This window comes from Corynebacterium tuberculostearicum, assembly GCF_022347235.1.
GTDB lineage: Bacteria > Actinomycetota > Actinomycetes > Mycobacteriales > Mycobacteriaceae > Corynebacterium > Corynebacterium tuberculostearicum_F.
In genome coordinates this window covers 1-12,824 of record NZ_JAKRDX010000032.1, presented here as the reverse complement: position 1 = coordinate 12,824, position 12,824 = coordinate 1, and the positions used below count along the sequence as shown (strand labels likewise).

General features: G+C 54.3%; 13 protein-coding genes and 2 pseudogenes. 4 read left to right on the top strand and 11 right to left on the bottom strand.

The window, feature by feature from the left end:
* Nucleotides 1-144: 144 nt before the first annotated feature.
* The 5 genes from MHK09_RS11370 to MHK09_RS11350 form a co-directional block, all read right to left on the bottom strand.
* Entirely contained in the window at nucleotides 145-888 is a 744-nt protein-coding gene (locus tag MHK09_RS11370; RefSeq protein WP_005325029.1) for an ABC transporter permease, read from the bottom strand.
* A gap of 4 nt (nucleotides 889-892) precedes the next feature.
* On the bottom strand, nucleotides 893-1,639 hold the full coding sequence (locus tag MHK09_RS11365) for an ABC transporter permease (RefSeq protein WP_005325030.1): 747 nt from the start codon (nucleotides 1,637-1,639) through the stop codon (nucleotides 893-895).
* Complete coding sequence (locus MHK09_RS11360; protein WP_005325031.1) at nucleotides 1,636-2,550, bottom strand: ABC transporter ATP-binding protein; 915 nt, start codon at nucleotides 2,548-2,550, stop codon at nucleotides 1,636-1,638. Before MHK09_RS11360 ends, MHK09_RS11365 begins: the two co-directional genes overlap by 4 nt.
* 73 nt (nucleotides 2,551-2,623) lie before the next feature.
* On the bottom strand, nucleotides 2,624-3,301 hold the full coding sequence (locus tag MHK09_RS11355) for a response regulator (protein WP_005325032.1): 678 nt from the start codon (nucleotides 3,299-3,301) through the stop codon (nucleotides 2,624-2,626).
* Nucleotides 3,298-4,431, bottom strand: coding sequence for a sensor histidine kinase (locus MHK09_RS11350; protein WP_234288185.1), 1,134 nt, complete (start codon nucleotides 4,429-4,431; stop codon nucleotides 3,298-3,300). The genes MHK09_RS11355 and MHK09_RS11350 overlap by 4 nt, the downstream gene beginning before the upstream one ends.
* Nucleotides 4,432-4,730: 299 nt before the next feature.
* Here MHK09_RS11350 and MHK09_RS11345 point away from each other — a divergent pair, with 299 nt between their 5' ends.
* From MHK09_RS11345 to MHK09_RS11335, 3 genes are all read left to right on the top strand, one after another.
* Nucleotides 4,731-5,801 (top strand): DUF2891 family protein, encoded by a 1,071-nt coding sequence (locus MHK09_RS11345; RefSeq protein ID WP_200288988.1) that lies wholly within the window; start codon nucleotides 4,731-4,733, stop codon nucleotides 5,799-5,801.
* A 92-nt stretch (nucleotides 5,802-5,893) separates the two neighbouring features.
* Nucleotides 5,894-6,610: a DUF969 domain-containing protein gene (locus tag MHK09_RS11340; protein WP_005325039.1), complete on the top strand. Its 717-nt coding sequence runs from the start codon at nucleotides 5,894-5,896 to the stop codon at nucleotides 6,608-6,610.
* A gap of 6 nt (nucleotides 6,611-6,616) precedes the next feature.
* On the top strand, nucleotides 6,617-7,585 hold the full coding sequence (locus tag MHK09_RS11335; RefSeq protein ID WP_005325041.1) for a DUF979 domain-containing protein: 969 nt from the start codon (nucleotides 6,617-6,619) through the stop codon (nucleotides 7,583-7,585).
* Nucleotides 7,586-7,940: 355 nt separating this feature from the next.
* Here the strand turns inward: MHK09_RS11335 and MHK09_RS11830 are convergent, their stop codons facing one another.
* The 5 genes and pseudogenes from MHK09_RS11830 to MHK09_RS11315 form a co-directional block, all read right to left on the bottom strand.
* A complete protein-coding gene (locus tag MHK09_RS11830) occupies nucleotides 7,941-8,708 on the bottom strand; it encodes an IS3 family transposase (RefSeq protein ID WP_366511740.1) in 768 nt (255 codons plus the stop codon).
* Nucleotides 8,709-8,857: 149 nt separating this feature from the next.
* Nucleotides 8,858-9,200, bottom strand: a pseudogene (locus tag MHK09_RS11825) (transposase).
* Nucleotides 9,197-9,718: a replication initiation protein gene (locus tag MHK09_RS11325; protein WP_250413590.1), complete on the bottom strand. Its 522-nt coding sequence runs from the start codon at nucleotides 9,716-9,718 to the stop codon at nucleotides 9,197-9,199. The pseudogene MHK09_RS11825 and the gene MHK09_RS11325 overlap by 4 nt, the downstream one beginning before the upstream one ends.
* A 309-nt stretch (nucleotides 9,719-10,027) precedes the next feature.
* Nucleotides 10,028-10,294: a hypothetical protein gene (locus MHK09_RS11320; protein WP_150851485.1), complete on the bottom strand. Its 267-nt coding sequence runs from the start codon at nucleotides 10,292-10,294 to the stop codon at nucleotides 10,028-10,030.
* Nucleotides 10,291-10,881: an AAA family ATPase gene (locus tag MHK09_RS11315; protein ID WP_250410853.1), complete on the bottom strand. Its 591-nt coding sequence runs from the start codon at nucleotides 10,879-10,881 to the stop codon at nucleotides 10,291-10,293. Before MHK09_RS11315 ends, MHK09_RS11320 begins: the two co-directional genes overlap by 4 nt.
* 422 nt (nucleotides 10,882-11,303) lie before the next feature.
* Here MHK09_RS11315 and MHK09_RS11310 point away from each other — a divergent pair, with 422 nt between their 5' ends.
* A complete protein-coding gene (locus tag MHK09_RS11310; protein ID WP_150851487.1) occupies nucleotides 11,304-11,837 on the top strand; it encodes a hypothetical protein in 534 nt (177 codons plus the stop codon).
* Nucleotides 11,838-12,352: 515 nt separating this feature from the next.
* Here MHK09_RS11310 and MHK09_RS11305 read toward each other — a convergent pair.
* Nucleotides 12,353-12,682, bottom strand: a pseudogene (locus tag MHK09_RS11305) (integrase core domain-containing protein); the annotation flags it as partial.
* Nucleotides 12,683-12,824: the final 142 nt, after the last annotated feature.

Below are 12,824 nucleotides of genomic sequence, written 5' to 3'. Positions count from 1 at the left end.
CCAACCAAGGCAACTAAGCCACGACGATCCGATTCAGACAACGAATGAAACGGGCCAACAACCCCAGACACAACAACACCCTCCTAAGGGAAAGTGTTGCAACGACCCTCTGAACTCAAGAAGCAAGAGTCCCAAGGATGAGTCCTAAGCCTTAACGTCATGGGTTCGCAGCCAGGCAACAGATGCAATCCAAGCTCCGATGACGAAACAGATAGAAACAGCCATCCTGAACGCGATACCGCGCACATCAGGAGTATCATCTGCGCCGAAGGCGGTACTGCCGAGCGAAATCGTCGACGTAACCATAGCCGGTGGCAGCAGCATCGGGATGAGCCGAATACCGCTATAGAGAATTCCAACTGAGACAATCGCGCCCACAAGTGAAATCGCCACGGGCGTGGCAAAGCTGCGAAAGATCATCGAGAAAAAGGATTGCCAGGCCCCGACTGCGAACGCCGGGATGATTGCTAAGAACAGCGCGCTCAAGTTGAGAGGCGAAATCTCTCCCTGTATTCCTAAGCCGCGTCCAATGCCTAAGGCCAGCGCGATGAACACCGTCTGCATTAGCGCGATGAGGACCATGATGGAGAAAAGCTTGGCCGCGACTACTTCTCCCGCCGAGCGCGGTGAGGTCAAAATAGTGTTCCAATTGTGGTTGCGGTGTTCCAGGCGCCAGGCAGCTGCAGCGATGATGGCCACTCCCACAGTCATAAAGATTAAGCCGTAGAACAGCGTTGCTTGGGAAAGATAGCTTGCCCATCCGGCATTAAGTGACGCCAAGTTAGCGTGATAATTCGCGGCACCAATGCCGACTGCTATAGACGGCACGAGGAAGATGACAGCCCATACGTAGGAGCGTCGAAATTTCAGCAGGTCGATAGCAAACATGAACTTATTCCTCCTGGGAGTCAAGCGTGCGACAAAGCACGGTGAAGATGACGGTTACAACGGCGATGAACAGTGCCCATGGAATCCACAGTGGTTCGATGCTCACCAGGCCTTCGGGGCGGAAGGTAAATGGGGATAAGACTGCGTAGTAACCGAAGGGATTAATGAGCGTGACCGCGGTTGGAGAAAGCATTCCTGCCACACCGAGGAAGCCGCCTACTACCCCAGTGCTGAGCACCACGAGCTGGGATTCCACGCGTGCTGCCTGCCACAAGAAAATCGCCATCAGTGCGCACGAGGTTCCATATAGACCAGCTGCTGTGAGAACCCATGTGCCGGGTGAATCAATCGACTGTGCGCCAAGGAAGAATGGAGTGGTCAAGACCGCGAGCAATTCAACTACCTTTACTGCGGCTAGGACAAGGGCTAAAGCTGCGAACTTCGCGCGGAGCAGACCACCGCGGCGGTATCCGGCGATGGAATTAAGCCGCCAGCCGCCGTGGAGATGCTCTACATCGGCTGCGCGGCTGGCTAGCAATGCCACCTGCACCGGAGTGAGGAAGGCCGTCACCATGATGTAACCAAGGAGATGTCCGCCCCATTGACTATGCGGATCTTGCTGAAATTGTTCGGCGGTGTGCTCACCCACCAGATTCATACTGGAAAAGGCAACGATGGCGAGCGTGACAGCAAGGGCTAGCGGCAGCATCCGGGTATGCCGCATCTTGGCATATTCATTCTGCAACATCATTGCAAGCCACCTCGTCCCGTAATCGAAATGAAGATCTCTTCGAGACTGCGGTGCGTTCTTAGCACCTGGTAGATGGGCACGCCATGGTTGACGAGCTGCGTACAAGCCCCCGCGACGTCGCGCTCGCTTAAGTTCGGGACCCGAATGCCACCTTCTACAAAGCGCACTGAGATACCCGCGAGTGCTTGCGCCGCTTCCTCGGGGTTCGGGGTTTCGATAAAGACTTCAGGCGGCTGGGAATGGAAAAGCTCCTGCTTTGTACCTTGGAAGAGCAACTGCCCGCGATTGATAATGGTCAGCTCACTAGCCATCTTTTCGATTTCCGAGAGAAGGTGGCTCGAAACCAATACCGTTCGCCCCTCATCGGCAGCGAGGCTGACGATGAGATTGCGAATCTCTTCGATGCCGGCAGGGTCAAGACCGTTCGTTGGTTCATCAAGGATCAGAAGCTGCGGGTTACGAATCATAGCCATTGCGATGCCGAGGCGCTGCTTCATGCCCAAGGAATAGTTCGCTACTTGCTTGTCCAGCTGCTTTTCCAGCCGCACGAGGTGCACTGCGCGATCGACGTCTTCTGCCTCAGCGCGTAGAAGCCGCGCAGCGATGCGCAAGTTCTCTCGCCCGGTGAGGTGCAAATAGGCCGAAGGCTGCTCGATGAGCGAGCCGGTGCGGGCCAAGGCCCGGCTGCGCGTCTTAGGCCCGAAAGGCTCGCCGAACAAACTGATGCTTCCCTCAGTCGGCTTTGCCAGACCCAAAAGCATTTTCATGGTCGTGGACTTGCCCGAACCATTCGGCCCCAACAAACCGTGAACGACACCGGGGCCGATTGCCATATCAAGGCCGTCGACGGCCTTGAATCCCTTATATTCCTTGGTCAAACCCTGAGTTTCGACAACATATTCTGTGCTCATAACTCAATCGTTGCCCGGCGCGCCTACGCCGCACATCGCCGCGAGGCACGATTTTGCGAGTCATACCGGGGTATTAGGAGCTAAGCAGGTCAGCACGGGAGACAACTCCTGTGCGATAGGCGAAAAGGGCTGCGTGTACACGGTCCCTAGAACTCGTCTTGGCGAGCACTCGTCCAACGTGCGTCTTGACGGTCGGCATAGAGATGAACATCCGCTCACATATCTCTGTGTTTGACCATCCCATCCCGATTGCTTCAAGGATTTCTTGTTCACGGGCAGTCAGCGATTCAAGTACCCGACGGTCTGCGCCGCTGATACTCAGCGTGTCCGTGGAATCATCCCTCATACTGTGGACAAGGCGCTTAGTGGCGCGGGGTGAGATTACCGCGTCTCCGCGATAGACAGTGCGCAACGCGCTTAGTAGCTCCTCTGGCTCTGCGTCCTTGAGCACGAAGCCACTCGCTCCTGCTCGCAGCCCGGCTACTACATAGTCTTCGTCATCGAAGGTTGTCAGAATGATGACCTTCGTCTCTGGAAGAGTGGATGCGATCTCAGCAGTGGCGCTAATTCCATCGCGGACAGGCATCTGTACATCCATGAGCACCACATCAGCAGGCGTGGCCGCGCATTGGGTCAGCGCATCTTCGCCATCGTTTGCTTGCCAGATAACATCCATGTCTGGCTGCGAACTAATGATCTGGGCAATCCCGTGCAGGAAGAGAACCTGGTCGTCTACCAATCCGACTTTCATTGCTTACTTCCTCCTACGGTGGGTAACTCTGCTTCTACTATCCATGTGCCAGCATCACTGCGCTGTTGGAAGGTTCCTCCAACCAATTCCGCTCGTTCCTTCATGCCAGCAATGCCATGTCCCTCACCTCGAGCATCACCCATATATCCATTGCGCACCTCAAGGCGGACGATACCTTCAAGCCATTCGACTAGTACGTCCGCTTGCCCGCCACCATGTTTGTTCGCATTGGTCAAAGCCTCTTGGACAATTCGGTACAGACTTAGTGACGTCGCGGCGGAAAGTTCTTCAGGTGGCGTTCCTGTGCAGCGATATCCCGCAGCAATGCCAGCGCTTCTAACGCTGTTAATGAGTTCTGGAAGATCACCGAATCCCGCCATCGGTTGAGTGCCGCGCTTTTCCCCTGTGCGCAGCAAGCCCACGACTCCCCGCATCTCCCTCAAAGAGGTCCTTCCCACGCGGGAAATAGACTTCAAAGCTTCTTCTTGCGCTTCCGTGTCTTTGGTGTAGAGCGCCCCATCGGCCTGGGCAACTATGACCGATAGCGAGTGCGTGACGACGTCATGGATCTCACGTGCGATAAACGCCCGTTGTTCCGTCGAGCTTTTCTCGAATTCCAGGCGTTGTTTCTCTAGAGCACGCGAAATCTCCCGTGTGCGTTCTTCCTTTGCTCTCCTACGCAGTTCACCCACAAGCATGCATACCGCAAGGACCAGTAGGCTCCAGCCCACGACGAAAAGGCGCCGTGCAATATCCTGTGCTGCTTCCTGTACCGTTTGGCTCACCCAAAATACGCCGATAAAGTCCGCAGCAAGCATCCCTATAGTCATTATTCGACGCAGGGGATCTTCCAGCCTGCGGCGAATAATGTAGGCGACCTGCCCCGCAAGGATTATGATGCCTACAGTGAGTTCCACCTGGAAAAGGCTGGCGAAGAGCACCATTGATGCAACGAAGACCACCAGGCGCGGCCACCGCCTGCTTATAATTGGCATTAGCACGACCAAGGCGATAATCAGGTAGTCAAAGAGCGGCCGGGACATCAGGTCCCTACCGATGAGAGACGCCGCTCCGCACAAAAGCGACACCGCAAGGTCACGAATCATTCGCCTATCAGAAAAGACTTCCACGCCTCTACGCTATCCGGTTCGACGAGTTAAGTAGTCATGCCTGAGTACGATTCCGTCGGCCATTTTTATCCAAGGCCGGGTCTAGATAGACCTCCTTCCCCACAAATTCGGGAAGCCAAAGGTAGGAAAACTGCGCCCCGCTCTGGGGCACGAATACGCATCTACCTTTTAAAAAAGCACCCCCACTTCTACTAACCAAAAGTTAATTGAATTTCATCGCATGTAATCTGAGACACAAGCTGGCAGCTTGGGATACTGTGACACGAGCAACATTGTAGAACAACCTGAAAGGAACGCTCGTGAACGCAGTTACTCATGACGCTGAGCACCACTCTGATTCTCCGGTAGCGCAGCTTGCCCAAGTTGCCATCGATAACGTCACGCGTATCTACCCATACGCTTCCCATCATGTGCAGACCTCGAGCAGCGATAATAAGGCTCCGAATGAGCTCCACCCGAGCTTCGGTAACTCCTTCGACTGGCACTCGAGCGTCCACATGCACTGGCTGCTTTCCAGCCTCCTTTCCTCCGACGAGGATGCTTCCGGCGCTTGGCGCGCTGAGGCATTGCGCATCCTCGAGGACCACCTGAGCGCGGAGAACATCAAGACCGAGGCTGACTACCTGCCCGCTAACCCGACTTGGGAGCGCCCATACGGCTGGGCATGGGCAGTACAGCTGGCATCCGAGCTTAAGTTCTCCCCAGTAGTCGAGCTCCAGGCCCTGGCCGAGGGCGTAGCCCCACTGGCCGATGCCGTATTCGACAACACCTTGTCTTGGCTGGGCAAAGCCTCCGAGCCAGTCCGCCACGGCCTGCACACCAACACCGCGTTCGGCCTGAAGCGGATCATGAAGGCGGCGAAGGAGCTGGGCCGCGAGGATGTTGTGGAGGAAATCCTTGCGACTGCAAAGAAATTCTTCGCCGAAGACAAGGCCTGGGAGTTCGAGCAGGAGCGCAGCGGACAGGACTTCCTCTCCCCTGGCCTGTGCGAGGCAGACCTGATGCTCGACGTGCTTGACGACGCCGAGTTCGCGATCTGGGCAGAGGGCTTCCTGGCACGCTTGGATGCCGATTCGTGCATCCTGAAGCCTGCACGGGTTTTTGATCCAACCGACGGATACCAGGTCCACCTCTACGGCCTTGGCATGACTGTCCTGGCTAGCGCGCTGCGCATTTTCGAAGCTACGAAGGATACGCACCCAGAACTCGCGCACACCATCCGCGAGCGCAGCGCCGAACTTCTCGCGCCTGGCCTCGAAGCCGCAATCACCGGTGACTACATGTCTTCGCACTGGCTTGCCACCTTTGCTTGGGAAGCACACCTGGAAGCCGAGCGCCTGAACGTCGCTCACCCGTGGGCACGCCAGTAGCCTGCCCACCATCTGCCTTCCGTACCAACGGCTACCTCACCATCGAGGTTCTTGTTTATTTTTCTCCCCTCAGAAATCAATAGAGGAAACACATGTACGTACTCATAGGCGTAGCGCTGGTCGTTATCGGCTTCGCGTTGCGCATCAACCCACTGCTGGTGGTCACCGTTTCCGGCATCGTGACCGCAGTAATCGGCGGCATTAGCCCGATGGATATTCTGAATATCTTCGGCGAAGGATTTGCCGGCTCGCGCTCCGTGACTACCTTCGCGCTCGTGCTGCCTATCATCGGCACCATCGAGCATTTCGGTCTGCAGGAGCAAGCAAAGACGCTTATTGCCAAGCTCAAGACGCTCACCGCAGGACGCATTTTGGCGCTCTACTTGCTCATTCGCCAGATCACCGCAGCTGTTGGCATCCAGTCCATCGCCGGCCCGGCACAGACCGTTCGTCCACTCATCTACCCGATGGCACAAGGCGCAGAGGAACAGCGCATCGGCCACCCTCTGTCGGAGAAAGCAAAGGAGAAGCTCAAGGCTTATTCGTCCTCTGCTGACACGGTGGGCTTGTTCTTCGGCGAGGACGCATTCGTCGCCGTCGGTTCGATTCTGTTGATCACCTCCTTCGTGGATACCAACTACAACGTTGCGCTCGAGCCGATCGAGCTTGCCCTGTGGGCATTACCTGTTGCCGTTGTTGCATTCCTTATTCACGGAACCCGCCTGCTGCGCATCGATTCCAAACTGAAAGCGATGGAAAGATCGGCGCCTTCGGTTCCAAAAGAATCCGCTACCCCGAAAGAGGCTTAACCCAAGATGATTACTAATGAATGGCTGTACTGGCTCATTGGCGCCTTTTTCATTGCGGTTTCCATTCTGATTGCCACCAACCCTAAGCACGACAAGAAGGCACTCAGCAGCATCTTTTGGGGCCTGCTCGGTGTCTCGTTTATGTATGGCACTTTCGTCCAGGCCAAGACCGCCCCAGCGTGGATTCTCGGCGTCACGGTTCTTGTCATGGCATTGATCGCCGGCTTCAACGGACTCGGCGTGGCCGTGGAAAAGACCACCTCGGTGGAAGAACGCGCGGCGCTGGCACAGCGCTTTGGCAACAAGCTCTTTATCCCGGCTCTGACCGTTCCGTTGGTCACCGTCATCGTGGCAGTGCTCGGACCGAAGCTGAAGGTAGGCGGCGAGCCACTCCTGGCGGAAGGTTCTGCGACCCTGACGGGCTTGGGCATCGGTGCCATCGTCGGCCTCATCGTCGTCTTCATTGTTCTGCGCCCGAAGTCGCCGTCGGTTCCTCTCTCGGAGGGCACCCGTCTCCTTGAGGCCATCGGCTGGGCAGCACTCCTGCCTCAAATGCTCTCCACCCTCGGCACGCTGTTTACCAAGGCCGGCGTCGGCACTGCAGTCGCTGACGTCATCGGCGCCGTCATTCCGCAGGACGCCCTGCTCTGGAGCGTCATCGCGTACTGCTTGGGCAACGCGCTGTTCACCGTGGTCATGGGCAACGCCTTCGCCGCATTCCCCATCATGACGGCTGCCATCGGCTGGCCTGTCCTCGTTGAGAACTTCGACGGAAACCCCGCCGCCATCTTCGCAATGGGTATGTTGGCAGGTTTCTGTGGCACACTGTGTACCCCAATGGCGGCGAACTTCAACATCGTCCCAGCCGCACTCCTGCAGATGAAGAACAAGTACGGCCCGATCATCGCGCAGATCCCCACCGCAATCATCATGCTGGTGGTCATCACAATCATGATGCGAGTATTCGCCTTCTAACGAGTCAAAGTCACAAAAGACAACAAGAGACAAAAGCCCATAAAAAGGACCTCAATAGCTGCCAGACTGCTTATGAGTGATCCGAAGGAGGATTTATGAGTTCACAAGTTCAGTTGGTTGAGCCGTCGTTTACCCCATTACGTTGTTGGCAGTTCCGCTTGAAGGAACTCAGGATTCGTACTCCTAGCCCCATGCTGGGGCAGGCTATGTTTATCTGCGTTCCTTCTGCCTTGTTGCAGTGGAACTAGTCGCTGGCTTCGGTATGGCTTGTTTTCGTCCCTGTCTGAAAATGATCCGGGGGGTGATGCCGCCGAAGGCAGTGACATACTCCAGTGAAGTGCCCCGAGTTTTGTTCCTAGGCATTTGCCTTGATTTCTATTATTTCTTGCGGCGGGTTCTGCTTCCAAAAATCGGTTTCCACTTCGACTGGGGTTCGGTATCCCAAGCTTTGGTGAAGCCTCGTCTCGTTCCACCATGACACCCATTCGAACGTCGCGATTTCTACCTCGACAACATCATCCCACCTGCGAGTATGGATCAGCTCGTTCTTGTAGGAGCCGTTAACGTTTTCAGCCAGAGCATTGTCATAAGAATCCCCGACAGTTCCGGTGGAAGCGGCAATCCCGTGCTGGGCAAGGCGCTCGTTGTAGACCACGCTGACGTACTGCGAGCCGTGATCCGAATGGTGAATGAGACCTGTTGTTTCCTCAGCACACGCGATCGCCTGATTGAGAGCTTGCAGCGGCAACGCTTCGGTGCGCATGGAGTCTGATAACGCCCACCCAACGATCCGTCGGGAGTAAACGTCGGTGACAAACGCGGCATACACAAAGCCTTTCTTCGTGCGCACATACGTAATGTCAGCCACCCACAGCCTGTTCGGGCCCTGAGCTTTGAACTCACGCTCGACCAAGTCCGGGCGCAGATCAGGCACATTAGGCTTACGGGTTGTAAGTGGTGATCTGCCTTTGCCTTTGCCAGAAACACCGGCCAAGCGCATTAAACGGGCAGTTTGTTCACGACCGATATCAATTCCGTCACGGCGGAGAGCATGCCACATTTTCCGCACGCCGTAGACACCGTAATTATCCCGATGAACAGTTCTAATGCGTTCGACCAGCACAGCATCACGAAGGCGACGAGCACTTAACCCACGGGCCTTGGACTAGCGATAGCCACGCGAGGTGATAAACCCACCAGCCCGGTTATTCTTCAACGTCTTACAGATGAACTCGACAGAGAAACGAACCCGGTATTCATCGATGAACCGGATCATTTCCGACGTTTTGGGTCGAGTTCCGACGCGAAAAAAGCTGAAGCGGCCTTCAGCAGCTCATTAGTGTCGCGTAGCTCTTGATTTTCACGGCGTAACCTCGCGTTTTCCGCAGCCAAGTCTTCAGGCACAGGTTCTGGGATGTTTCCGGCACGACGGGCCTGCTGGGTCCACTGACGAGCCGTGTGCCATGAAACTCCCAACTTAGGAGCTACTGCCTGGCACGCGGCTTGCATCGACATATTTTCCGCCAAGATGCGGTCCTCTACAAGACGGACCACACGGTCCTTTGCATCCTGGTCAAATTTTCTTGGCATATTCCAGATTTTCCCATCTACTCAAACGGAACAAAACCTGGGACACTTCATCTGCGCTGATTTACCACCCCGGTCAGCGTAGACGGGATCAATAAGCCAAATGAACTGAGCTTTCCCGTTAGTCGGGTTGATTCCCACCCAAGCCGGCCCGATGGTGTGCGAAATAAGTGAGCGCACCACACTACGTACATAAGGGTTTAAGTCTGCGGGGTCACCACCGGCTGTTCCTATCTGGTCAACGTCAACAACCAGGACGGCGGCATACTGCTTACTGGTAAGCATGACGTACTCGCACCGTCCTAAAGCCTCAGTGTCGAAGCGATACATGCGCGGCGAGTTCGTACCGTCAGCATTACGCATATAAGACTTGGAAAAATCCCGTCCAACAGACCCGTGGAGCACCTCGCGGCCTAAATGCGCGCGGAGCAAGTCGCGGTCACTGGCGGATGCTGGGGTGTTATCCAGCCCGCCACGATCTGGTTCGACACGGGTAGGTGTTTTAATGTGCGCGTTTTGCGCGTAAGCCTGTAGACTCATGGCCATGCTTTCTCCCAGAGATGAGCTGGGTGATAAGCGAAAGTCACTGGGTTGCCGCCCGGTGGCTTTCTTCGTTTTCACTGTCTCCCACCGACTCTAAATGACACCAGTGTCATTTAGTAGTCATGACACGCGAAAAATGTGCCTTTTACCTGCAGTTACGCATGGCTTTCCATGTGTAACTGTTTTCGTCTGCAGATCTACTTCCCCATTTTCTCGTGCGCATATTTACCGTCACTGCGGTGGGGATGACGCATGTGGAACTGCTGGGTTTACAGGAATACATCTTTACATAACCTGTATTCCTGTAAACCCTTATTTATTGTTGCGCACGTATTCTTCGAGGTAGTTGCTGACAATCTCGCGTATGGTCACTCCTTTTTGCGCGGCGATGACTTTGAGTTCTGAGTGAAGTTCTCGGTCAATTTCGACGGTCATCTTCTTGACGTAGTCGCGGCCGGTGGGTTGGTGGAATGCACCTCGTACTGTTTTCTTCTCCACTGCCGGGGTCGGCTTTGCGGTTTTCTTTGTCGAGGTTCGCGGGCCTTGCTGTGCTCTGGCGCGTTCTTTGCTGGTGCTCATTTCATCATCTCCATGAGTTCGTCTGCGACCTGTTCATAGCCGTGCATGTCTGGGCCTGGGCAGTAACCGAAGGCTAGGTGCATGTCCTCGCGTAGCGGTATTTCGGTTTTAAAGTGGGGCATTTGTTCTGCATCAAGCGCTTCTCGTGCAGCATCAAGGGCACTGGTGCCTTTCCTGGCAAACGTCAGCAGGACTGCATGTGGTGTTCCGCTAACTGCGTCGCGCAGTTCCCACACGCGGGAAAGGTCAGCGGCAGCAGAACGGGTCGGAAGAATGATGAAGTCACTGACAGCGATTGCTGCTTCGATAGCGTTCTCGTCTCCTGGCGGTACATCGATGAACATGAACTCATCGTCTCCGACGAGTGCTGCTTGCCTATCAACGCGCTTGGGAATGGACAGCTCGACCTCAAACGGTAAAGGGTCGCCTCCGTCTTCCGCGCGTTCCGACCATTCCAGAGCTGAGCCCTGTCGGTCTAAGTCTGTGACTGTCACGGTCTTTCCTCGGTGGGCGAAAACCGTAGCGAGAAACATCGTTGTAGTGGTCTTGCCAACGCCACCCTTGACGTTAATGGCAGTAATGATCATGGCTTCTCCTAGATAAACAAATCCTTACATCTGTCACTTTACATATTTACAGCTATACACTTCTACATTTATACAGGTTAATCTACAGATTAGAAGCAGGGTACAAAAGAGCATCCTGAAGGCTAAATTTCCATAGTCTGGCCCGTCCAAATAAACAGGGATCTGACACTCGTCGAAAAATGGTCAGGATCGAACAGGTCATGCCAAAGGAGTTCAGAGAACATATCCTCAGTAAAGGATCTGTCAATAGCCCACAAGCGCCAAGCAAGCCAACAGCTAAAGGAGACCCTTTCCTAGGTAAACCTACTCAATCCCTGAGTTTTACACGATATTTCAGATAGAAAAATAGTAAATCTCTATGTAATATTTATGCTTGCAGGTACTAAACGCTTGCTTCACCACTCCAGCCCCCGAAAGAGAAGATGATGAAATTTAAAAAGCCCCTCTGGGGAGCATCTCTGGTTGTCCTCACCGCCTTTTCCGCAGTTCCTAATGCAGTTGCGTCTACCGAACCAACCGTTCGTGCCGCCGCTGATTCTGCTTCCGAATCAGTAACTGAGGAATCGATGCAGGAGCTAATTAGCTACGTTGATTCACTTCCTGAAGACGTGGTTAGGGAAAAGAACGACAGGGATCTTGCCTCCTATATCGCTAGCCATGCCCCGAAAGAGTACTTCCCTCCCGTCACCACCTATAATGCCTGGGAATGTGCAGGAGCCATCACCCTAATCATTGCCGGCACAATAGTTCCAATATCGAAAGCGGTTAAGATCGCTAAGCTTGTACGCGGATTGGGCGGCGCAAGCAAAGTCGGCAAAGCAATATCAGAGGCTGGTGGCATCAGGAAGATCGTGGCCACTAAGGGGGCCTCCATTAAGGCTGAGTCTATGAAAAATGGCTTACTCTCCCTAGCCGCAGAGCTAACGGGAATCGGCACTGCGCAAGAGAAGTGCTAAAAGTACTCCATGAAGAAAGCTTCAACATATATAAGTATTGCGCTTTGCATAATATGCATCGTGTTGGCGATAGCCCACGTTGGCTTCCCTACACTTTCCCTTGTTGTACTAGCTCTAGCATTTCTTACTAGTGTTATTGGAGATATTCCGAACAAGAGCAAGCGCTGAAGTAAGGGAATCTACTTCTTACTAGGTAGTAGTTTCCAAAGGTAAACATATGAACAACAAATAGCTCCTCGACTCCCCTTGAGGAGCTATTTTTCATTTCCTGAGTAACCCTTTAAATAGAATAACCTGTGGTTGCACACTGAAAGAATAGCCAAGTTCTAATAGAACATTGGATCTAGTTCAATCGCGTAAAAGTATGCCTTGAACAGGATTTCACTATTTTGGAGAATGGATTACCCTCGTTCTTTGTATTCTATCTCATCTTCCGCTTGCCTAATCCATCGGGCAAGCGTTGGCTGCGATATGTTTAGTCGCTTTGAAGCGTCCTGGGTTTAGTTCCGCTTCTTTTACGGCCCTGTGTTGATGGGCTGGGTGAGATAGTACTCGGTTTCTACTTCCTGTGGGGTGGCGTAGTCCAATGCTTCGTGAAGTCGCTTAGTGTTCCACCAATGCACCCACCGCAAGGTGGCCAGTTCGACTTCTCCGACCGACGTCCACGGGCCCTGGGCATGAATCAGTTCCGCCTTGTAGAGACCGTTGACTGTTTCGGCTAGTGCATTGTCGTAAGAATCGCCGATTGTTCCCACACTCGGGCGGATTCCTGACTCAGCTAGCGCGGTGGAATACTTCAGTGACACGTACTGGCTGCCCCGATCGCTGTGGTGAATTAGTTGGTTTCCATGGATTCGTCCTGCAGTTGTCAGATGCGAGTTTTTGGTACCGGTGTTCTGGGGACTCGGTACTGTCGTGTTCCGGGTAGTTGGTACCGGGCCGAGGGGTACGTCGGCCCGGGCCGTTAGTCTTAGTCGTCTGGGGTGG